Source organism: Pseudomonas sp. B35(2017), from assembly GCF_002113645.1.
GTDB lineage: Bacteria > Pseudomonadota > Gammaproteobacteria > Pseudomonadales > Pseudomonadaceae > Aquipseudomonas > Aquipseudomonas ekonensis.
In genome coordinates, this window is the sequence record NZ_NEIZ01000004.1 from 352,294 (window position 1) to 372,134 (window position 19,841).

A 19,841-nucleotide genomic window follows, 5' to 3' on the forward strand; every position below is an offset into this window, starting at 1 on the left:
CACAATGGACCGATGCATGCCGTGCCGCTGCGGGCTCAGACGTTCAGCAAGCGCTCGCGCAGTTTGGCGATTTCGTCGCGCATCTGCGCCGCCGCTTCGAACTCCAGGTCCCGGGCCAACTGGTACATCTTCTCTTCCAGCGCACGGATGCGCTTGGTGATCTCGCTCGGCGAGCGCAGTTCGGCCTCGTACTTGGCGTTTTCCTCGGCGGCCTTGGCCATGCCCTTGCGCTTCTTGCTGCGCGAGCCGGGCACGTTGGCGCCTTCCATGATGTCGGTGATGTCCTTGACGACGCCTTTGGGCACGATGCCGTTGGCCGCGTTGAACGCGATCTGCTTGTCGCGGCGCCGTTCTGTCTCGCCGATGGCGCGCTCCATCGAACCGGTGATCTGATCCGCGTACAGGATCGCCCGGCCGTTGAGGTTGCGCGCCGCCCGGCCGATGGTCTGGATCAGCGAGCGCTCGGAGCGCAGGAAACCTTCCTTGTCGGCATCGAGAATCGCCACCAGCGACACTTCCGGCATGTCCAGCCCTTCGCGCAGCAGGTTGATCCCCACCAGCACATCGAACGTGCCCAGGCGCAGGTCGCGGATGATCTCGACCCGCTCCACGGTGTCGATGTCCGAGTGCAGGTAGCGCACGCGGATGCCGTGGTCGGCCAGGTAATCGGTGAGGTCCTCGGCCATGCGCTTGGTCAGGGTGGTGACCAGCACGCGCTCCTCCAGTGCCACCCGTTTGGTGATTTCCGAGAGCAGGTCGTCGACCTGGGTCAGCGCCGGCCGCACCTCGACCTGCGGATCCACCAGGCCGGTGGGCCGCACCACCTGCTCGATCACCCGTCCGGCGTGCTCGGCCTCGTAGTTGCCGGGTGTCGCGGAGACGAAGATCGTCTGCGGGCTCACCCCTTCCCACTCGTCGAAACGCATCGGCCTGTTGTCCAGCGCCGACGGCAGGCGGAAGCCGTACTCCACCAGGGTTTCCTTGCGCGAGCGGTCGCCCTTATACATCGCCCCGACCTGCGGCACGCTGACGTGGGATTCGTCGATCACCAGCAAGGCGTCGGCCGGCAGGTAATCGTAGAGGGTCGGCGGCGGCGCCCCGGCGGGCCGGCCGGACAGGTAGCGCGAGTAGTTTTCGATGCCGTTGCAGTAGCCCAGCTCCAGGATCATTTCCAGGTCGAAGCGGGTGCGCTGCTCCAGGCGCTGGGCCTCGACCAGTTTGTTGCTGTTGCGCAGGTATTCCAGACGCTCCTGCAGCTCGACCTTGATGCCCTCGACGGCATCGAGCAGGGTCTCGCGCGGCGTCACATAGTGGCTCTTGGGATAGAACGTGAAGCGCGGCAGCTTGCGGATGACTTCGCCGGTCAGCGGGTCGAACGCGCTGATGCTCTCCACCTCGTCGTCGAACAGCTCGATGCGGATCGCCTCAAGGTCCGATTCCGCCGGGTAGATGTCGATAACGTCGCCGCGCACCCGGAAGGTCGCCCGGGCGAAGTCCATGTCGTTGCGGGTGTACTGCAGGTCCGCCAGGCGCCGCACCAGCGCGCGCTGGTCGAGCTTGTCGCCGCGGTCCACGTGCAGCACCATCTTCAGGTAGGTTTCCGGGCTGCCCAGGCCGTAGATGCACGACACCGTGGTGACGATGATCGCGTCCTTGCGCTCCAGCAGCGCCTTGGTGGCGGACAGGCGCATCTGCTCGATGTGGTCGTTGATCGACGCGTCCTTCTCGATGAAGGTGTCGGACGACGGCACATAGGCTTCGGGCTGGTAGTAGTCGTAGTAGGAAACGAAATACTCCACGGCGTTGTTCGGGAAGAACGACTTGAACTCCCCGTACAGCTGCGCGGCCAGGGTCTTGTTCGGCGCCAGCACCAGCGTCGGGCGCTGCACCTGGGCGATCACGTTGGCGATGCTGAACGTCTTGCCCGAACCGGTCACACCGAGCAGCGTCTGGTGCGCGAGCCCGGCTTCGATGCCTTCGACCATCTGGCGGATGGCCTCCGGCTGGTCGCCGGCCGGCGCGAAACGGGTGACAAGCTGGAATTCGGACATACACACCTCTGGCAGCGCGGCGTTCCGGGCAAACCGGAGCCTCACGGGGAAGACCGTCAACGACCGGTGTCGTTCAAGGAAAAACGGAGAATGTACCCAATGTGAAGGCTAATTCTTCACGTTTCAAGGCAAACGTCCTACATCCCGCGCAGCCCCGGCCATGACCGTTCGACTGCCGGTCGAGAAATAATCGGAAAAACTTAAGCGAAATGCCGATTCGCCTGTCGCCACGGGTCGCCGATGGCCTCTATACTAGCTCCCCGTTTGTGCACCGCTCTAGTGCATTCGGCTGGAGCGTGACACGTCCCTCCATACTCCATTCAGAGCCGCCGTAATAATGAGCCTGTTCTCCGCTGTCGAAATGGCACCCCGCGATCCAATCCTGGGCCTCAACGAAGCATTCAACGCCGATACCCGCACCGACAAGGTCAACCTGGGTGTAGGTGTCTACTGCAACGAAGAGGGGCGAATTCCACTCCTGCGCGCCGTCATCGAAGCCGAAACCATTCGCGCCGCTCAGCACGCTTCCCGTGGCTACCTTCCGATCGACGGCATCGCCGCCTACGACCAGGCCGTGCAAAAACTGCTGTTCGGCAACGACTCGCCGCTGCTGGCGGCCGGCCGTGTGGTCACCACCCAGGCCGTCGGCGGCACCGGCGCCCTGAAGATCGGCGCCGACTTCCTCAAGCAACTGCTGCCGAACGCCGTCGTGGCGATCAGCGACCCGAGCTGGGAAAACCACCGCGCGCTGTTCGAGACCGCCGGCTTCCCGGTGCAGAACTACCGTTACTACGACGCCGCCACCCACGACGTGAACCGTGCCGGCATGCTCGAAGACCTCAACGCCCTGCCGAACGGCTCGATCATTGTGCTGCACGCCTGCTGCCACAACCCGACCGGCGTTGACCTGAACCCGCAAGACTGGAAGAACGTCCTGGAAGCCGTCCGCGCCAAGGGCCACATTCCGTTCCTCGACATGGCCTACCAGGGCTTCGGCGACGGCATCGCCGAAGACGCCGCCGCGGTGCGTCTGTTCGCCGAGTCCGGCCTGACCTTCTTCGTGTCGAGCTCGTTCTCCAAGTCGTTCTCGCTGTACGGCGAGCGCGTCGGTGCCCTGTCGATCGTCAGCGAGTCCAAGGAAGAAAGCGCGCACGTGCTGTCGCAGGTCAAGCGCGTGATCCGCACCAACTACTCCAACCCGCCGACCCACGGCGCAAGCATCGTGGCCGCCGTGCTGAACAGCCCGGAACTGCGCGCCCAGTGGGAAGCCGAACTGGCGGAAATGCGTCTGCGCATCCGCGGCATGCGCGACCAGATGGTCGACCTGCTGGCGCAGAAGGCGCCGCAGCACGACTTCAGCTTCGTCGGCCGTCAGCGCGGCATGTTCTCCTACTCGGGCCTGAGCGTCGAACAGGTTCACCGCCTGCGCAACGAGTTCGGCATCTACGCCCTGGACACCGGCCGCATCTGCGTAGCGGCGCTGAACCAGAACAACATCAAGGTCGTGACGGACGCCATTGTCCAGGTCATCTGATCCGGCCTTGCGCTGAAGAACGGGAAGCCTTCGGGCTTCCCGTTTTTTGTTGGCGCGGAATAATCCTCCACACCCTCTAGACTGCACATATCGCCCGCTCCCTCGGAGCCCTGCGCATTTCTTGAATCCCAGCGAGAACCGACATGAAAAACGACGACCTGCGCGCCGACCGCGACGAGCTCGACTACTATCCTCCACGTGCTTCCGGCAAGCGCGAGCGCAGCCTGGTGCTGCAAGTGGCGGCCGGGGTGTTTCTCGGCGGCCTGGCCCTGTGGCTGGTGCAGTTGGGGGCCACGGCGCTGTACGCCAAACTGCTGATGGGCACCCTGACCTTCGGCGGCTGATGCGCCCTGGCCAAAAAGTTTCATGCGGATGCTTGACTAGTCCAATTAAATCAGTAAGATACGCACCAATTCCGCAATAGCTCAGTTGGTAGAGCAAGTGACTGTTAATCACTGGGTCCCTGGTTCGAGTCCAGGTTGTGGAGCCAAATAGCAAAGCCCCTGAATCGAAAGGTTCAGGGGCTTTTTTGTGGCCGACGGAAAAGCTCCGCCAAGCAAAACGCCGCGCCGTCCTTTCGACAGCGCGGCGTTGTTCATTTCAGGCGCCGGTCAGACGTGCTCACCGCTTTTGCTGTGCGCCTTCGGGGCACCGTGCCCATGGTCATGATCCGCTTCGACCACCGGCACTTCATTGCCGTCGCAGTCATGCAGCTTGCCGTCGCTGAAGTAGTCCCCTTCACGCAGCGCCGCCAGGTCCTGATAGCGCAGCACCCGCTCGGCCGCCGCCGCGAACACCGACTGCTGATCCGAGTTGCCGACCGTGAAGTGGTTGAAGGTCAGGTTCAGCACGATCGCCATGATCGCCGAGGAACTGATGCCGGAATGGAAAATGGTCGCGAACCAGCTCGGGAAGTGATCGTAGAAGTTCGGCGCAGCGATCGGGATCATGCCGAAGCCGATCGAGGTGGCGACGATGATCAGGTTGACGTTGTTGCGGTAATCGACCTTGGACAAGGTACGGATGCCGCTGGCCGCCACGGTGCCGAACAGCACGATGCCGGCGCCGCCCAGCACCGAGGTCGGCACCGCTGCGATCACCCGGCCCATGAACGGCAGCAGGCCCAGGATCACCAGGAACAGGCCGCCGGTGGCCACCACGTAGCGGCTCTTGATGCCGGTGACCGCCACCAGCCCGACGTTCTGGGCGAACGCGCTCTGGGTGAAGGAGCCGAAGATCGGCGCGAGCACGCTCGACAGCATGTCCGCCCGCAGGCCGTTGCCCAGGCGCTTGGAGTCGACCTTGGTGTCGATGATCTCACCGACCGCCAGAATGTCCGCCGAGGTCTCCACCAGCGTCACCATGACCACGATGCACATCGACAGGATCGCGGCGAAATGGAACGTCGGCATGCCGAAATGGAACGGCGTCGGGAAGCCGAACATCGGCCCCTGGCTGACGCCGGAAAAGTCCGCCATGCCGAGGAACACCGCCAGCACCGTGCCGATCACCATCGCCAGCAGGATCGACAGGCGCGAAATGGTCGCACTGCCGATCTTGCTCAACAGCAGCACCAGCACCAGCGTCACCGCCGCCAGGCCGATGTTCTCCATGCTGCCGAAGTTCTCCGCATGGCTGTTGCCGCCCATCGCCCAGCGCGCCGCCACCGGCATCAGCGTCAGGCCGATGGTGGTGATGACGATGCCGGTGACCAGTGGCGGAAAGAACTTGGTGATGCGTGAGAACACCGGGGTGATCAGCAAGCCGATCAGCGACGCCGCGATCACGGCGCCGAGCACCGACTGAAAGCCGCCCTCCCCGCCGCTGCTGACGATTGCCACCATGGTCGCGACGCCGGAGAACGACACGCCCTGCACCAACGGCAACTGGCAGCCGAAGAACGGCAGCCCCAGGGTTTGCAGCAACGTGGCCAATCCCCCCGCAAACAACGACGCAGCAATCAACAAACCGATGTCCGCCGGCGAGAGCCCGGCCGCCTGGCCGATGATCAGAGGCACCGCGACGATACCGCCATACATGGTCAAAACATGTTGCAGGCCGTAAGCCATATTCGCGCCGACCCCGAGATTTTCGTCCTCGGGCCGTGGGTGTGAGACATGGGGCGTTTTCATGGTGGGGGGATTCCCTGGTTTTTGTTGTGCGCACACTGTATTCAAGAGTCGTGACAAATGTCCATAGACTTGTATACAACTTGCCGGTCACAAAATGGTTCGGCAGCCACCCGACCTTGTGGCCCGGTGCTTTCACCCCCCACAAATCCGGCAATACATCCGCGCCGGGCTCCTCTCGTTATCACTCTAGGCTGAAGTGTTCAGGGCGACCGGCGGTAGCGCCGTTCACTTCTATATACATATAAAGTATGCATAATGAGTTCATTCGAGATTCAATACGACAAAGCCAAGAACGCCGCCAACAAACTCAAGCACAAGGGCATCAGCCTTGCCGAGACGGAACCGGTGTTTCACGACGAACGCGCACTGACGCTGGAAGACAACGACCATGACGAACCGCGCTGGATCACCCTCGGCCTCGATGGCACGGGCCGGCTGCTGGCGGTCGCGTACAGCTACCGGGAACCGAATGTCGTTCGAATCATTTCTGCGCGCACCGCAACGCCGAGCGAGCGGCGCCAGTACTTTTGGGAGACTTGAACCATGAAAGACGAATACGACTTCAGCGAGGCCAAACGGGGATCCGTCGCCGCCTCCAAAGGCAAGACGCGCATCACCATCATGCTCGACGACGCCGTCATCGACGCCGCCCGCACGGTGGCCGAGCGCGAGGGCTACGGCTACCAGACGGTGATCAACAACACCCTGCGCCACAGCTTGCTCGACGGCAGCGGCACATCCGCCCAGGCCGGTGACGGCGGGCGCCTGAAGCCAGGCATCAGTGCCGCCGACCTCAAGGCCCTGGAAAAGAAACTGGCGGCGGCCGCAGGCGAGATCCGCCGGGTCCTGGAGCCGGACGCCAAGCCCTAGGGCTCACGACGGCCGGATCAGCCTTTCGAGCGCCGGGCGCAGTTGCTCGTGCATGGGCACCCGCAGGCCGAACTCGCGCTCCAGCAGCCCGATCAACTCATCGACGTCCGTCACCTCGCGGCGCTCGCTTTCGGCACCGATGCGGTGGATGGCGAAGCTGCCGTTGTTCAACGTGCGCCGCCAGCCGTCCCCGGTGCGCGCAACCATCAGCCGCTGGGCGAACGGCGAGTCGGGGTGGGTCGAGACGTACCAGTTGCCGAGGGTGTAATCGATGTCTTCCTGGCGCTGCAGGTCGAACAGGTACATCGGCCGCCACTCGCCGGCGACATTGGCTTGCAGCATGTAGCCGTCGGCCTGCACCTCGATGCGGTAGGGTTCGTGGGGCGTGCGCTGCTGCGCTTCGGTGTCGAGCGCCAACGGCGCGGTGGGCACCATGCCGCCGAAGCCGACGTCCGTGATGTAGCGCACACCGTCGAGGGTCACCAGGCTCAGGCGGTGGGTCCGCGCCGTCCAACTGCCCTCGGGTTGGTTCATCACCACCCGGCCGCTGATGCCGCGGGCGTCGAAGCCCAGCTCCAGCAGCAAGGCCAGGAACAGGTTGTTGAGTTCATAGCAGTAGCCGCCGCGCCCTTCATGCAGAACCTTGCGCTCCACCGACGCCAGGTCGATCGGCACCGGTCGGCCGGCGATCGTCGACAGGTTCTCGAAGGGAAAGGCGCCGGTATGGCGCAACTGCAACTGGCGCAGGGTCTCGAGGGTCGGCGCCGGGGGCGCCTCGAAGCCCAGGCGCCGCAGATACAGGGTCGAATCGCTCAGGCGTGGCTCGGTCATTGCTGGGTCCTTATGCATGGGGCCGCGGATCATTCCGCCGATGGCCGACATGTATACGGGGTCCCGACCGGGAATCGACAATTGATTTCGCCAATCGCTTGGGGCGCTCTTTCCTTGTTCGATCCACCTCCCCCGCTTGCGTGGGGCCTGCCCGGTGCGGCGTAATGGTCGCCCGCCCGAACCGCCGAGAGCCACCCGCCATGCAAACCACCCTGGAAGGCCGGGGCATCGTCCTGCGCCCTCTCCAATACGCCGACGCCGACGCCCTGCTCCAGGCCGCCGCCGACGGCGAACTGTGGAACCTGACCGTCACCGTGGTGCCTTCGGCGCTCACCGTCGACGGCTACCTGAAGAAGGCCCTGGACGGGCGCGACGCCGGCACCGTGATGCCCTTTGCGATCGTGCTCAAGGCCACCGGCCAGGTGATCGGCTCGACCCGCTTCTGGAAGATCGACCCGCTCAACCGCAAGCTGGAGATCGGCAGCAGCTGGATCGCCGCAACCTGGCAGAAGACCTTCGTCAACACCGAAGCCAAATACCTGATGCTGCGCCACGCCTTCGACGTGCTCGGCTGCGTGCGGGTGCAGTTCACCACCGACGAGACCAACCAAAAGTCGCGCAACGCCATTCTGCGCCTCGGCGCACAGCAAGAAGGCATCGTGCGCCACGAGCGGATCATGCCCGATGGCCGAAAGCGCAACTCGGTGCGCTTCAGCATCATCGACGACGAATGGCCGCAGGTGCGCCTGAACCTGGAAAAAAGACTGGCCGGCTACGCCGTCGGCGACTGAACCGGCCCCTGCACGCGATCAGCGGTCCGAGCGCATCAGCTCGCCGATGCCGCCGTCGTAGGAGAACACCGCCGCACGGTTGCGCCCGGCGTTCTTGGCCTGGTAGAGAGCGGCATCGGCGCGCTGGATGAACGTTTCGATGCTGTCCCGGCCATTGGGGATGAAGGCGTAGCAGCCCAGGCTCACCGTCAGGTAGCCGGTGGGCGAACCGCTGTGGGAAATGTTCCGGTCCATGACGGCGCGCCGGATCTGTCCGGCAATCGCCAACGCCCCGTTGATGTCGGTGTCCGGCAACAGCACCGCGAATTCCTCGCCGCCGTAGCGCACCGCCAGATCAGATTTGCGCTGGCAGCAGCCCTTCACCGCCTGGGCGACCTGCGCCAGGCAATGATCGCCCGCCACATGGCCATAGGCATCGTTGTAGCGCTTGAAGAAGTCGATATCGAGCATGATCAGGCTGACCGGGCTCGACTGCCGCGCGCCCCGGGCGAACTCCACCGCCAACGATTGCTCGAACAGGCGCCGGTTGGCCAGCCCGGTCAGGCTGTCATGGGTGGCGATCTGCTCCAGCGCACGCTGTGCCTTGCGCAGGTTCTTCTCGATCCGCTCGCCGTCGCGCACCTGATGGATGAACACCCAGCCGAACAGGCCGACGCCGAGTATCACCAGCGCGACGATCACGCTGGACTGAAAGGCCCGGGCGTGCCAGCCCTCCAGGATCGTGTCCCGCGAGGACGACGCCGCGACCACCAGCGGAAAGGCCTGCAACTGCCGATAGCCGTAGAGCCGCGTCACGCCGTCGATCACCGAATCGATCATCGCGGTGCCCGCCGGCGCGTTGGGCAGCAGCCGCTGATAGATTTCGCCCTGGGCCAGCGACGTGCCGATCAAGGCGTCATCGAACGGCCGGCGGGCGAGCAAGGTGCCGTCGGTCAGGCCGAGGAACATGGTGCCGTTGTCGTCGAGGCTGAAGCTTTTGAAAAAGCGGTCGAAGTACGACATCTTGATCCCGGCCAGCAGCACGCCCTGGAAGTTGCCGAGCCGGTCGTTCACCCGCTTGGAGATCGGGATGATCCACTCGCCGTTCTCCCGGCTGCGGATCGCCGGGCCGATGTGCGCCACCGTCGACTCGTTCTGCAGGTGAAACTTGAAGTACTCGCGGTCCGCCACGCCATTGCCCCGGGGCAAGTCGGGGAACGAGGTGATGACCCACTGCCCCTGGCGGTCGAACAGAAACAGCCCGTGCAGTTGCTCCAGTTGCTGCACCCGCCGGGCGAGGGTCTTCTGCAGTCTCGGCCGCTGGGCCGCGCCGTAGCCGTCATCCTGGATCCAGTCCACCAGGCTGGTCAGCACCAGGTCCGCCGCCTGGAAGGTGTCTTCGGCCTGCTGGGCCATCGCCCGCGTCAGGTTGGCCGAGGCCATCTGCGCGATCGCCAGGTCCTGGCGCCGCGACTGCTCCAGTTGCAGGTACAGCAGGCCGAACAGGCACAGGCACACCGCGACGATGAACAGCACCGCCGCTTTGCGCAGCGGCAGGCGTTTCAACGTGCCGCCGGGCGGCTGGTGCGGGTCGTGGATTGGGATTGGCAAAAACGTGTCCTGGGCAGGTACTGCAAGGGCGCGGGCCCGAAACCCTTGGTTTCCGTGAGCGTAGTCCACCCGATTGTAAGGGGCAACCGGGTGCTACCGGCACAATCCCGGCCCGATGGATATCGGCACATAACGGTTTTGGATAACCGTTGCGCGTCGATTTATTTTTCTTGAGCGGCGATGCGAAGGGAACTGTAGGAACCGGCCTGCCGGCGGTGGTGGAATGTCTGACGCATCTAGGCTGGATGGGCTGACGCCATCGCTGGCAAGTCGAGTCGTCGCACCGCAGCTCCCACAGGTATCGTGGATCACCGAAAACCACTGTGGGAGCGAGCTTGCCCGCGATGAGGCCGACACTGCCGACATCTCTGCTGCCTGACACTCCGCCATCGCCAGCAGGCTGGCTCCCACATGGCGTTGCGGTGGCCGCAGATTCTGCATTCACCCAAATTCTCTGTAGGAGCCAGCCTGCTGGCGATGGCGGTCTGTCTGGCGCCCGGATCAGCGCGACGGCGGCACGCGGATGTCACCGGAGCGGCACTGGGTCTTCACGCCCTTGCCGCAGGCGCCGAACTGCAGGTCCTTGCCCATGCACACCCGTACTTCCGACAGCTCCGGGCCGCTGCAGATCACGGCGATGCCGTTCGCCGGGATGCCCGGGTTGCTCTTGCGGAACAGGTCGGCGATCTCCTGCGCCTCGAAGTAATACGACTTGCTGAACGGCTGCAGCTCTTCAGGAATCTTCACCGCGGCCACAGCCTTGTCCGCCGCATCCAGATAGCCCATCGCGCCGAGGCCGCTGCAGGTGCCGTGCTTGGCCCATTCGTGGTTGAGCAGCTTGGGCGTCGGGAACAGGGTCATGCCCTTGGCGGTTTCCGCCGCCGACAGTGTCGTCACCGGCGGGCATGACTCCGGCCAGCCACCCCCGGCGTACTGCGGCCACAAGCCATGCAGGACGAAGCCGTAGCCCTTGCCGGAGCATTGCGCATCGTCCTTGTGGGTCAGGCAGAAGGTCGGCGACCACGACAGCGTCAGCAGGTAGTAGTCGAACACCCCCGCCACCGACTCCGTGGCCGCCTGCTTGCTGGCATGGCTCTGGCGCGCCGAAGCCGTCTGCAGGCCACCGGCCGTCAGCGCGATCAGCGCCAGAATTGTAAAAAGCTTTTTCATGTTCCCGCTCCTTGGGACGTCTGCGTCCGTGGTTTTGGTGAGCTGACCCGGTTCGGGCCAGGAGTCGATTGGGGCACGCTTGTGTTGCAAGCGCATGACGCAGGGCAAAACGTGCATTACTTTGAAAGGACTACGATTGAGCTGTCATCACCACAGGGAACCGACATGAGTAAAGCAGACGAACTGGCCGCGAAACTCAAACAGACCCGGCACACCCATGCAGACGAAATCACCTGCGCCGAACTGGAGATCGACTGCTGGCCCGCGCAAGTCTATGCCCTTTACCACCGCATCGAAGGCTGGCTGCAACCGGTGGCGGAAGTCGGCCTGAAGATCCGGCGCAACCCCACCCATGTCTGCGAAACCTCGCCCGACGGCGAAACCCACGACTACGCCATCGACCAACTGGTGATCGAAGCCAACCAGCACAGCCTGACGTTCGACCCGATCGCGCGGTTCACCGAAGACGGCGCCGGCCGCGTGCAGATCAACCTGCCGGGCAAGGAGACCTCGCTGCTGCGCACCGTCGATGAGCACGGCGAAAGCCATTGGTGGCTGCAGACCCTTGAAACCGGACAGCAATTGGACGCCATCGCCCTAACGGAAAACAACCTGCTGCTGGTGGTTCAGGAAGGGCTGGGGCTGTAGGAAACCTCAACGCCGCCGCGACGAACAGTGTTCGACGATCACCCGGGAAACCGCCTCGATCATCTGCGGGTCGGCATGATCCGCGGTGTACAGGCGAAACTCCGCATCCGGCAGCGGCGGCAACCCTAACCTGGCATCCAGCGCCTCCAGCCCCGGCCCCAACTGGCTGGCGGCCATGGGCGCCACGGCAAACCCGGCCAACGCGGCGGCGCGCAGCCCGGCGGTGCTGGTGCAGAGCATGGCGGTGCGCTGGGCGATGCCGGCCTGGGCCAGGCGGGTCAACGCCGCTTCGCGGTAGGGGCAAGGTTCGGGAAACAGCGCCAGCGGCAACGGCGTCGGCAACTCAACGACCGCCTGCGCCGACCAGGCCCACACCAACGGCTCCTGCCACAGCAGCAAACCCGGCTCGCGGGACTCGCACAGCGAACCGATCACCAACTCCAACTCGCCTCGCTTCATCTGGCCCAGCAGCGTGCCGGGAATGTTCACCTGCATATCGATCACCATGCCCGGATGCTGCGCGGCGCAGTCCTGCAACGCACGCAGCAGCCGGGGCTCGACGAAATCCTCCGAAACACCGATCCGCACCCGCCCCCGGAACGGCGTGCGCGTGAGCTGCGCCCAGGCATCGCGGTTCAACGCCAGAATCGTGCGCGCATAGGCGATCAGGCGTTCGCCGTCCGCCGTCAGGCGCTGGGAACGGGTGGTACGGACCAGCAACGGCTTGCCGAGCTGCTCTTCCAGGCGGCGCAAATGGCCGCTGACGGCGGACTGGGTCAAATGCAGTTTTTCGGCGGCACGGCTGAAGCCGTCCTCATCGACCACGGTGACGAAGGTCTTCAACAGCAAGGCATCGAACATAGTTTGCTTTGTGATCAATTGGCTGAATATTCGCGATTTATAGTTTCAATCCAGCTATGTTGCAATGGCTCGAGTTCTCCCACCCGGATTTCGAGGCCTACCGTGACCACCCTTCTGCACATCGAATGCTCGCCCCGCAAACAACGTTCCGCATCGCTGGAAACCGCCCGCCACTTCATCCACCGCTTCCAGCAGCACCGGCCGCAGACGGAAGTCGAAACCCTGGATCTGTGGAGCCTGCCGCTGCCGGAATTCGACGAAGAGGCAATGAACGCCAAGTACGCCGGCCTCAGCGGCACGCCCCTGACGCCGGCGCAGCAAACCGCCTGGGACGGTCTGAAGGCGCTCGCCGCCCAACTGCACCGCGCCGACGTGCTGGTGCTGTCGGTGCCGCTGTGGAATTTCAGCATCCCGTACAAGCTCAAGCATTTCATCGATCTGGTGTCGCAGAAGGACATCCTCTTCAGCTTCGACCCCGAGCACGGCTTGCAGGGTTTGCTGGAGGGCAAGACCGCCGTGGTGGCCTATGCGCGCGGCATGGACTTCTCCGCCGGTTCGCTTACGCCCGCCGAAACATTCGACTTTCAGAAGCCCTACGTGGAAGCCTGGCTGAACTTCATCGGTGTCACTGACGTGCACGGATTGACCGTCGAGAAGACGATCCTGGGCGAAGACGTCGACCGCGCCTCGCGTTCGGTGGCGGCGCAACAGGCCCGTGCGCTGGCGGACGTGCTCAACCGGTGAAGCTGTCAAAACTGTAATCCGCCCCTCAGCCAACTGAAAGCTGCCGGTCGCTAGCCTCCCCGTCATTGCCAGACCAGACGGCTCGACGGGGATTTCCGCGCATGCATTCCAACACCTCCAGACGCACTTTCGTAAAGGGACTGGCCGCCGGCGGGCTGCTCGGCGGCCTTGGGCTGTGGCGCACGCCGGTCTGGGCCCAGGGCGACGCGGGCCTGCCCAACGCCTTGAGCGGCAGCGAATTCGATTTGTTCATCGGCGAGACCCCGGTCAATTTCACCGGTTCTCCCCGCACCGCCATGACCATCAACGGCGGCCTGCCCGGCCCGCTGCTGCGCTGGCGCGAGGGCGACACCGTGACGCTGCGCGTGCGCAACCGGCTCAAGGACAGCACCTCGATCCACTGGCACGGCATCCTGCTGCCGGCCGACATGGACGGTGTGCCGGGGCTGAGCTTTCACGGCATCGAGCCCGGCGGCGTGTACGTCTACCGGTTCAAGCTGCGGCAGAACGGCACCTACTGGTATCACAGCCATTCCGGGTTCCAGGAACAGTCCGGCGTCTACGGCCCGCTGATCATCGACGCCAAGGAACCGGAGCCGTTCCGCTACGACCGCGACTTCGTGGTGATGCTCAGCGACTGGACCGACGAAGACCCGGACAGCCTGATGAAGACCCTGAAGAAGCAGTCCGACTACTACAACTTCCACAAACGCACCGTCGCCGACTTCATCCACGACGTCAGCGACAAGGGCTGGGGCGCCACCGTCGCCGACCGCACGATGTGGGCGCAGATGAACATGAACCCCACCGACATCGCCGACGTCAGCGGCGCCACCTACACCTTCCTGATGAACGGCCAGGCGCCCGACGCCAACTGGACCGGCCTGTTCCGCCCCGGCGAAAAGCTGCGCCTGCGCCTGATCAACGGCTCGGCCATGACTTACTTCGACGTGCGCATTCCGGGGCTGAAGATGACCGTGGTCGCCGCCGACGGGCTGCACGTCAAACCGGTCACGGTGGATGAGCTGCGCATCGCCGTGGCGGAAACCTACGACGTCATCGTCGAGCCCGCCGCCGAGGCCTACACCCTGTTCGCCCAGGCCATGGACCGCACCGGCTACGCCCGCGGCACCCTCGCCGCCCGCGCCGGCCTGTCGGCGGCGGTGCCGGCGCTGGATCCGCGGCCGCTGGTGACCATGGACGACATGGGCATGGGCGGCATGGACCACGGCAGCATGAACATGGACGACATGGCCGGCATGGATCATTCGGCCATGGGTATGGGCCCGATGCAGGCCCACCCCGCCAGCGAAAAGGACAACCCGCTGGTGGACATGCAAGCCATGACCACCGCCCCGAAACTCGACGACCCGGGCCTGGGCCTGCGCAAAAACGGGCGCAAGGTGCTGACCTACGCCGACCTGCGCAGCGCCTTCGAAGACCCCGACGGCCGCGACCCCGGCCGCACCATCGAGCTGCACCTGACCGGGCACATGGAGAAGTTCGTCTGGTCGTTCAACGGCGTGAAGTTCTCCGACGCCGAGCCCCTGCGCCTGAAGTACGGCGAGCGCATCCGCCTGGTGCTGGTCAACGACACCATGATGACTCACCCCATCCACCTGCACGGTCTGTGGAGCGACCTAGAGGACGAGAACGGCGACTTCCAGGTGCGCAAGCACACCATCGACATGCCCCCCGGCACCCGCCGCAGCTACCGGGTGACCGCCGACGCGCTCGGCCGTTGGGCCTACCACTGCCATCTCCTGTACCACATGGAAATGGGCATGTTCCGTGAAGTCCGCGTGGAAGAATGAGGGGCCGACCATGATCCGATTCGCAGCGTTACCCGTTTTGCTCACCGGCACCCTGTCCACGGCCATGGCCGCCAGCGACATGGCCGGCATGGACCACAGCCAGATGCCCGGCATGGACGCATCCGCCCTGCAGGCGATGGATGACGGCGGCATGCAACCCGCCGCGCCGACCGAAAGCCGCACGCCGATCCCGGCCCTGACCGACGCCGACCGCGCCGCTGTGTTCAACAGCCCCGGCGGCCACAAGGTGCATGACAGCGCCGTCCACAGCTATTTCCTCGCCGACAAGCTCGAATGGCAGGACGCCGACGACGCCAGCGTGCTGGCCTGGGACGTATCCGGCTGGATCGGCGGCGACACCGATCGGCTGTGGCTGCGTTCCGAGGGCGAGCGCAGCAACGGCCGCACCGAAGACGCCGAGCTCCAGGCCCTCTGGGGCCACGCGATCTCGCCGTGGTGGGACGTGGTCAGCGGCGTGCGCCAGGACTTCAAGCCCGGCGCCCCGCAGACCTGGGCCGCGTTCGGCCTGCAAGGCATGGCGCTGTACAACTTCGAGGCCGAAGCCACGGCGTTCCTCGGCGAGGGCGGCCAGAGCGCCATCCGGCTGGAGGGCGACTACGACATCTTGCTGACCAACCGCCTGATCCTGCAGCCGACCGCCGAACTCAACGTCTACGGGCAGAACGACCCGCAGCGCGGCATCGGCGCCGGGCTCGCCAACACCGAGGCAGGCCTGCGCCTGCGCTACGAGATCCGCCGCGAATTCGCGCCGTACATCGGCGTCACCTGGAACCGCACCTACGGCAACACCGCCGATTTCGCACGGGAGGAAGGCGAAGACCGCAGCGAAACGCGCCTGGTGCTCGGCGTGCGGCTGTGGTTCTGACCCCTTCACCCATCCCAAAAAAACACCGCCCCCGAGCGGAAAGAGGCCTTGCATGCGCACCATCAAAACCGCCGTCGTACTCGCCACCGGACTGCTGCTGAGCGCCCAGGTCCTGGCCCACCCGAAACTGCTGTCGTCCACCCCCGCCGAAGGCGCGGACGGCGCCGCCCCCGAGAAGATCGAACTGCGCTTCTCCGAGCCGCTCACGACCCAGTTCTCCGGCGCCAAACTGGTGATGACCGAAATGCCCGGCATGGCCCACTCGCCCATGCCGATGAAGGCCCGGATCAGCGCCGGCAGCGACCCTAAGACCATGCTGGTCACCCCGCTGGCGCCGTTGCCGGCCGGCACCTATCAGGTGCAGTGGCGCGCGGTGTCGTCGGACACCCACCCGATCACCGGCAACGTCACGTTCAAGGTGAAGTGACCGATGGATGCGCTGATCAACGGCCTGCTGCGCCTGGCGTTGTATGGGGACCTGCTGCTGGTGTTCGGCGTGGCGTCGTTCGGCGTGTACAGCCTTCGCGGCGAACAGCGGCGCTCCGGCGCGGTGCTGGCGCTGCGCCCGATGCTGGCCTTATTGGCCGCATTGGGCGCGCTGCTGTCGGTGGCCGGCCTGGTGATGATGACTCGCAGCATGAGTGGCGAAACCGACCTCGCCGCCCTGTGGCCGCACCTGCAAATGATGTTGCGCGAAACCGATGTGGGAATGGCGTGGGCGGTGCGGGTCGGCGCGCTAGCGCTGGTGGGGCTGGCATTGACGATCCATCCGCGCAGGCCCGGCCTGAGCCTGTGGATCGCCTCGCTGGCCGGCGCCGTCGCCCTCGCCTCGCTGGCCTGGAGCGGCCACGGCGCGATGGACGAAGGGTCACGCCGCGTGTGGCACCTGCTCAGCGACATCCTGCACCTGCTCGCCGCCGGCGCATGGCTGGGCGCCCTGCTCGCCTTGGTGCTGATGGCGCGAACCGACGCCAAGTTCGACGAAGCGCGGCTTAGGCTTTTGGCCTTTGCCGTCAAACGCTTCGAATGGGTGGGCGCGATGATTGTGGTGACGCTCACGGTCACCGGCGTGGCGAACTACCTGTTCATCGTCGGCCCGACGCTGGGCGAGATCCTGCTCGGCGCCTACGGCATCCTGCTGGCGGTCAAGGTGTTCCTGTTTGCCGGGATGCTGGTGCTGGCGGCGCTGAACCGCTTTCACCTCGGGCCGTTGCTGGAGCGGTCGTTGCGCGACGGTCAGCACCGGGTGGCGGCGAACGCGCTGCGCCGCAGCGTGGCGGTGGAGTTGGGGATTGCGCTGGTGATCGTGGGGTTGGTGGCGTGGTTGGGGACGTTGAGTCCCGAGATGGAGGGACAGTGATTGGATCCAGGTGTTGTACAAAACAACATCAAAGTGATATCAACCTCGCACCTCCACGATGTATGGACACCGCATGCCGTTCCCAGCCAATGCCCAAGCCGCCGCCCGTGCGGCCATGGAAGACGTCAACCCGGACCTGGTCGACCCGTTCGCCACGGTCGTCGAGTTCCTCAGCGCCAACCCCGAGTTCGCCCCCAAGGCCACCAAAGCGGCGCCGCTGGGCAGCGAGGCCTACATCGGCCGGCTGGCGCAAAAGTTCTCCAACGGCCGCGCCGCCAAACAGCTGATACTGCCCAGAACCGTCCAAGATCCGATCATCCCGGTGATCATGGGCGCGCACGGCAACTTCGCGCCCGAAGAGCTGCAAAAGATGCAGACCGCCCATGCCATCGCCATGGCCGCCGAAAACCTCACCGGCGACCTGCTCGAAGACTACATCGCCAGCAAAGCCGAACCCACCGGCTGGGTGCAGTGCTCCGGCTACACCACCAAAAAGGCCGACTTCATCAAGCGCGCGGACGACGGCTCGGGCGACTGGAAAATCCTCCAGATCAAGAACCGCGACAACTCCGAGAACTCGTCCTCGCGCTCCGTGCGCGAAGGCACGAACATCCTCAAGTGGCACCGCACGTTCGCCCGCAAGGAAGGCTCCAACTGGCACAACTTCCCGGACGCGCAACTGGCGCCGCAGTTGTCCGAGCAGGATTTCCAGGCCTACGTCGTCCAGCAGATGACCTCGAACAACCCGACGTAATCCACCGGCCGCAAAACCAAAGGGCGATCCGCAAGATCGCCCTTTTTCATGGATGCCCGCCCCTTCCGGAACGCCCTGGCACTACACTGCGTCCACTTCCACTTCCCACAGAAGCCCCTCACCCATGACCACCCCAACCACCCGGATGATCTTCTGCGGCCTGCTGACCCTGGCCGGCGTCGCCCAAGCAGAGCCCACCCCTTCGCACCTGGACAGCGTCCAGCAACAAGGCCGGCTGCGCGTCTGCACCACCGGCGACTACAAGCCCTACACCTTCAAGCGCGAAGACGGCGATTACGAAGGCATCGACATCGCCATGGCCCGCACCCTGGCCGACAGCCTCGGGGTCAAGGCCGAATGGGTGCCGACCACCTGGAAAACCCTGATGCCGGACATGCTGGCGGGCAAATGCGACATCGCCATGGGCGGCATCTCGGTGACGTTGGAGCGGCAGAAAAAGGCCTTCTTCAGCAACACCCTCGACGTCGACGGCAAGATCCCGCTGGTACGCTGCGCCGACCAGGCCAAGTACCAGACCGTCGAACAGATCAACCAGCCCGGCGTGCGCCTGGTGGAACCCGCCGGCGGCACCAACGAAGCCTTCGTCCACGCCTTCCTGCCCAAGGCGCAACTGGCGCTGCACGACAACGTGACGATCTTCCAGCAACTGCTCGACAACAAGGCCGACGTGATGATCACCGACGCATCCGAAGCGCGTTACCAGCAGAAACTCAAACCGGGCCTGTGCGCCGTCAACCCGGACAAGTACATGCAGTACGGCGAAAAGGCCTACCTGCTGCCCCGCGACGACATCAGCTGGAAACTCTACGTCGACCAGTGGCTGCACCTGAGCAAGGTGACCGGCAAGTACCAGAAAGTGCTGGGCGAATGGATCGCCGCGCCCACGGCGCCGTGACCTCAATCGTCGTGCAACAGGCCCGAGCTGTACTGGTTGAAGTTGTTGCCGATGCTGCTCCCGCCGAACTTCAGGGTGTTGGCGTTACGGCCGTCCAGCGACTGGCAGTCGGCGGAGAAGCACGTGGTGGTGGTCATGCCGCCGCCCGAACAGGCGCTCAAGGCTGAAACGGCGGCGACGATCAACAGCGCGCGAATAAGTCGGGCTTGCATGGCTGGGCTCCCTTGGGGTGCGGTCTTGTCGCTCCCATCCTAGGCGCCCGGGGCGGGCGGCAACATGAAACTTCACGGCTCGACAGCCGGGGTTCAGCATCGCCGCCCTGTCCTGCCCTATCAGCGACAGGCCATTCGCCGGGCCGTGGCTTACGTCTTCGGCTCGACGTTATCCAGCGCCTGATTCACCGCCACCTCGCTCAACATCACCAACTGCGCAATGCCCAACGCCATCCGCCGCTGCCCGGCGCCCAGCACCGCAGCGAAGTTATTGAGCATCTCCGACGCCGAACCGAGGTTCTCGCTGGCGTTGGCCAGCAGGGATTCGGTGTCGTACACCGGGTTGGCCAGGTACATGGGTTCGGATTCATGGGGAGTGCCCATGATCTGCGCGGTAGGGTTGAGGTAATGGTCGAGGGCGCGCTCGGCGGCTTCGTTGAGTTTTCGGGAATCGATGGATTCGTAGGGGGACGCGGGGTCGGTGAGGGGTGGGTTGGGTGTTGGTTTGATCATGGATGGAACCTCTAGCGCGAACATTGGGGAAGCCATCAACCTCGCTACCAAACGAGGGTGGCGGCCATACGCGGGTTGGTAGACCGGTCGCACTAGAACCCGGCGCCCACGGATGGGCCCCACGCATGACCACCATGAAACCGAGCCCTGAAAAAGCGGCTGCA

At 64.7% G+C, this 19,841-nt stretch carries 21 protein-coding genes and 1 tRNA gene; 14 read left to right on the forward strand and 8 right to left on the reverse strand.

Annotated features, from left to right (window positions below; translation table 11 throughout):
* Positions 1 to 35: 35 nt before the first annotated feature.
* Positions 36 to 2,051, reverse strand: a complete 2,016-nt coding sequence (gene uvrB / locus CAG41_RS10620; RefSeq protein WP_085584325.1) for an excinuclease ABC subunit UvrB — start codon at positions 2,049 to 2,051, stop codon at positions 36 to 38.
* A gap of 337 nt (positions 2,052 to 2,388) precedes the next feature.
* Here uvrB and CAG41_RS10625 point away from each other — a divergent pair, with 337 nt between their 5' ends.
* The 3 genes from CAG41_RS10625 to CAG41_RS10635 all read left to right on the forward strand — a co-directional run bounded on the left by CAG41_RS10625 (position 2,389) and on the right by CAG41_RS10635 (position 4,075).
* Positions 2,389 to 3,585 carry an amino acid aminotransferase gene (locus CAG41_RS10625; protein WP_085706970.1) on the forward strand — a complete coding sequence of 399 codons (1,197 nt, stop codon included), beginning with the start codon at positions 2,389 to 2,391 and terminating at the stop codon, positions 3,583 to 3,585.
* A gap of 143 nt (positions 3,586 to 3,728) precedes the next feature.
* Positions 3,729 to 3,929 (forward strand): hypothetical protein, encoded by a 201-nt coding sequence (locus CAG41_RS10630; protein ID WP_085584329.1) that lies wholly within the window; start codon positions 3,729 to 3,731, stop codon positions 3,927 to 3,929.
* Positions 3,930 to 3,999: 70 nt separating this feature from the next.
* Positions 4,000 to 4,075: transfer RNA gene (locus tag CAG41_RS10635), tRNA-Asn, on the forward strand.
* A 121-nt stretch (positions 4,076 to 4,196) separates the two neighbouring features.
* Here the strand turns inward: CAG41_RS10635 and CAG41_RS10640 are convergent.
* A complete protein-coding gene (locus tag CAG41_RS10640) occupies positions 4,197 to 5,717 on the reverse strand; it encodes a nucleobase:cation symporter-2 family protein (protein WP_085584331.1) in 1,521 nt (506 codons plus the stop codon).
* 255 nt (positions 5,718 to 5,972) lie between these two features.
* On the opposite strand from CAG41_RS10640, the gene CAG41_RS10645 reads away from it, so the two are divergent.
* Positions 5,973 to 6,257, forward strand: coding sequence for a BrnT family toxin (locus tag CAG41_RS10645; RefSeq protein WP_085637795.1), 285 nt, complete (start codon positions 5,973 to 5,975; stop codon positions 6,255 to 6,257).
* A gap of 3 nt (positions 6,258 to 6,260) precedes the next feature.
* Positions 6,261 to 6,587, forward strand: a complete 327-nt coding sequence (locus CAG41_RS10650; RefSeq protein ID WP_085706971.1) for a BrnA antitoxin family protein — start codon at positions 6,261 to 6,263, stop codon at positions 6,585 to 6,587.
* A 3-nt stretch (positions 6,588 to 6,590) separates the two neighbouring features.
* Here the strand turns inward: CAG41_RS10650 and CAG41_RS10655 are convergent, their stop codons facing one another.
* Complete coding sequence (locus tag CAG41_RS10655; protein ID WP_085657060.1) at positions 6,591 to 7,418, reverse strand: arylamine N-acetyltransferase; 828 nt, start codon at positions 7,416 to 7,418, stop codon at positions 6,591 to 6,593.
* Positions 7,419 to 7,618: 200 nt separating this feature from the next.
* Here CAG41_RS10655 and CAG41_RS10660 point away from each other — a divergent pair, with 200 nt between their 5' ends.
* Positions 7,619 to 8,209, forward strand: a complete 591-nt coding sequence (locus CAG41_RS10660; RefSeq protein WP_085584340.1) for a GNAT family N-acetyltransferase — start codon at positions 7,619 to 7,621, stop codon at positions 8,207 to 8,209.
* A gap of 18 nt (positions 8,210 to 8,227) precedes the next feature.
* Here the strand turns inward: CAG41_RS10660 and CAG41_RS10665 are convergent, their stop codons facing one another.
* Positions 8,228 to 9,799, reverse strand: coding sequence for a sensor domain-containing diguanylate cyclase (locus tag CAG41_RS10665; RefSeq protein WP_085706972.1), 1,572 nt, complete (start codon positions 9,797 to 9,799; stop codon positions 8,228 to 8,230).
* A gap of 501 nt (positions 9,800 to 10,300) precedes the next feature.
* A complete protein-coding gene (locus CAG41_RS10670; RefSeq protein ID WP_085584344.1) occupies positions 10,301 to 10,969 on the reverse strand; it encodes a ribonuclease T2 in 669 nt (222 codons plus the stop codon).
* A gap of 165 nt (positions 10,970 to 11,134) precedes the next feature.
* Between CAG41_RS10670 and CAG41_RS10675 the strand changes: the two genes are divergently transcribed.
* Positions 11,135 to 11,617 (forward strand): hypothetical protein, encoded by a 483-nt coding sequence (locus tag CAG41_RS10675; RefSeq protein WP_085706973.1) that lies wholly within the window; start codon positions 11,135 to 11,137, stop codon positions 11,615 to 11,617.
* A gap of 6 nt (positions 11,618 to 11,623) precedes the next feature.
* Here CAG41_RS10675 and CAG41_RS10680 read toward each other — a convergent pair whose 3' ends face one another.
* Entirely contained in the window at positions 11,624 to 12,478 is an 855-nt protein-coding gene (locus tag CAG41_RS10680) for a LysR family transcriptional regulator (protein ID WP_085584348.1), read from the reverse strand.
* 102 nt (positions 12,479 to 12,580) lie between these two features.
* On the opposite strand from CAG41_RS10680, the gene CAG41_RS10685 reads away from it, so the two are divergent.
* From CAG41_RS10685 to CAG41_RS10715, 7 genes are all read left to right on the forward strand, one after another.
* Positions 12,581 to 13,222 (forward strand): FMN-dependent NADH-azoreductase, encoded by a 642-nt coding sequence (locus tag CAG41_RS10685; RefSeq protein WP_085706974.1) that lies wholly within the window; start codon positions 12,581 to 12,583, stop codon positions 13,220 to 13,222.
* Between the two features lie 101 nt (positions 13,223 to 13,323).
* The gene (locus tag CAG41_RS10690; RefSeq protein ID WP_085706975.1) at positions 13,324 to 15,036 is read left to right on the forward strand and encodes a copper resistance system multicopper oxidase; all 1,713 of its coding nucleotides are present in this window, start codon (positions 13,324 to 13,326) and stop codon (positions 15,034 to 15,036) included.
* A 10-nt stretch (positions 15,037 to 15,046) separates the two neighbouring features.
* On the forward strand, positions 15,047 to 15,922 hold the full coding sequence (locus tag CAG41_RS10695; RefSeq protein ID WP_085630686.1) for a copper resistance protein B: 876 nt from the start codon (positions 15,047 to 15,049) through the stop codon (positions 15,920 to 15,922).
* 52 nt (positions 15,923 to 15,974) lie between these two features.
* Positions 15,975 to 16,349, forward strand: a complete 375-nt coding sequence (gene copC / locus CAG41_RS10700; RefSeq protein WP_085584356.1) for a copper homeostasis periplasmic binding protein CopC — start codon at positions 15,975 to 15,977, stop codon at positions 16,347 to 16,349.
* A gap of 3 nt (positions 16,350 to 16,352) precedes the next feature.
* Positions 16,353 to 17,282 (forward strand): copper homeostasis membrane protein CopD, encoded by a 930-nt coding sequence (gene copD / locus CAG41_RS10705; RefSeq protein WP_085706976.1) that lies wholly within the window; start codon positions 16,353 to 16,355, stop codon positions 17,280 to 17,282.
* Between the two features lie 73 nt (positions 17,283 to 17,355).
* Positions 17,356 to 18,036 (forward strand): SinI family restriction endonuclease, encoded by a 681-nt coding sequence (locus tag CAG41_RS10710; RefSeq protein ID WP_170929995.1) that lies wholly within the window; start codon positions 17,356 to 17,358, stop codon positions 18,034 to 18,036.
* Between the two features lie 124 nt (positions 18,037 to 18,160).
* The gene (locus tag CAG41_RS10715; protein WP_085630692.1) at positions 18,161 to 18,952 is read left to right on the forward strand and encodes a transporter substrate-binding domain-containing protein; all 792 of its coding nucleotides are present in this window, start codon (positions 18,161 to 18,163) and stop codon (positions 18,950 to 18,952) included.
* 2 nt (positions 18,953 to 18,954) lie between these two features.
* Here CAG41_RS10715 and CAG41_RS10720 read toward each other — a convergent pair whose 3' ends face one another.
* Together CAG41_RS10720 and CAG41_RS10725 are read right to left on the reverse strand one after the other, a co-directional pair.
* On the reverse strand, positions 18,955 to 19,164 hold the full coding sequence (locus CAG41_RS10720; protein WP_085706977.1) for a hypothetical protein: 210 nt from the start codon (positions 19,162 to 19,164) through the stop codon (positions 18,955 to 18,957).
* Positions 19,165 to 19,314: 150 nt separating this feature from the next.
* Entirely contained in the window at positions 19,315 to 19,677 is a 363-nt protein-coding gene (locus tag CAG41_RS10725) for a DUF6124 family protein (RefSeq protein ID WP_085695388.1), read from the reverse strand.
* Positions 19,678 to 19,841: the final 164 nt, after the last annotated feature.

What these genes read in the sequence shown, in the direction of transcription:
- uvrB (WP_085584325.1), bottom strand. Translation starts at nt 2,051, where the DNA reads ATGTCCGAATTCCAGCTTGTCACCCGTTTCGCGCCGGCCGGCGACCAG.
- CAG41_RS10625 (WP_085706970.1), top strand. Translation starts at nt 2,389, where the DNA reads ATGAGCCTGTTCTCCGCTGTCGAAATGGCACCCCGCGATCCAATCCTG.
- CAG41_RS10630 (WP_085584329.1), top strand. Translation starts at nt 3,729, where the DNA reads ATGAAAAACGACGACCTGCGCGCCGACCGCGACGAGCTCGACTACTAT.
- CAG41_RS10640 (WP_085584331.1), bottom strand. Translation starts at nt 5,717, where the DNA reads ATGAAAACGCCCCATGTCTCACACCCACGGCCCGAGGACGAAAATCTC.
- CAG41_RS10645 (WP_085637795.1), top strand. Translation starts at nt 5,973, where the DNA reads ATGAGTTCATTCGAGATTCAATACGACAAAGCCAAGAACGCCGCCAAC.
- CAG41_RS10650 (WP_085706971.1), top strand. Translation starts at nt 6,261, where the DNA reads ATGAAAGACGAATACGACTTCAGCGAGGCCAAACGGGGATCCGTCGCC.
- CAG41_RS10655 (WP_085657060.1), bottom strand. Translation starts at nt 7,418, where the DNA reads ATGACCGAGCCACGCCTGAGCGATTCGACCCTGTATCTGCGGCGCCTG.
- CAG41_RS10660 (WP_085584340.1), top strand. Translation starts at nt 7,619, where the DNA reads ATGCAAACCACCCTGGAAGGCCGGGGCATCGTCCTGCGCCCTCTCCAA.
- CAG41_RS10670 (WP_085584344.1), bottom strand. Translation starts at nt 10,969, where the DNA reads ATGAAAAAGCTTTTTACAATTCTGGCGCTGATCGCGCTGACGGCCGGT.
- CAG41_RS10675 (WP_085706973.1), top strand. Translation starts at nt 11,135, where the DNA reads ATGAGTAAAGCAGACGAACTGGCCGCGAAACTCAAACAGACCCGGCAC.
- CAG41_RS10680 (WP_085584348.1), bottom strand. Translation starts at nt 12,478, where the DNA reads ATGTTCGATGCCTTGCTGTTGAAGACCTTCGTCACCGTGGTCGATGAG.
- CAG41_RS10690 (WP_085706975.1), top strand. Translation starts at nt 13,324, where the DNA reads ATGCATTCCAACACCTCCAGACGCACTTTCGTAAAGGGACTGGCCGCC.
- CAG41_RS10695 (WP_085630686.1), top strand. Translation starts at nt 15,047, where the DNA reads ATGATCCGATTCGCAGCGTTACCCGTTTTGCTCACCGGCACCCTGTCC.
- copC (WP_085584356.1), top strand. Translation starts at nt 15,975, where the DNA reads ATGCGCACCATCAAAACCGCCGTCGTACTCGCCACCGGACTGCTGCTG.
- copD (WP_085706976.1), top strand. Translation starts at nt 16,353, where the DNA reads ATGGATGCGCTGATCAACGGCCTGCTGCGCCTGGCGTTGTATGGGGAC.
- CAG41_RS10710 (WP_170929995.1), top strand. Translation starts at nt 17,356, where the DNA reads ATGCCGTTCCCAGCCAATGCCCAAGCCGCCGCCCGTGCGGCCATGGAA.
- CAG41_RS10715 (WP_085630692.1), top strand. Translation starts at nt 18,161, where the DNA reads ATGACCACCCCAACCACCCGGATGATCTTCTGCGGCCTGCTGACCCTG.
- CAG41_RS10720 (WP_085706977.1), bottom strand. Translation starts at nt 19,164, where the DNA reads ATGCAAGCCCGACTTATTCGCGCGCTGTTGATCGTCGCCGCCGTTTCA.
- CAG41_RS10725 (WP_085695388.1), bottom strand. Translation starts at nt 19,677, where the DNA reads ATGATCAAACCAACACCCAACCCACCCCTCACCGACCCCGCGTCCCCC.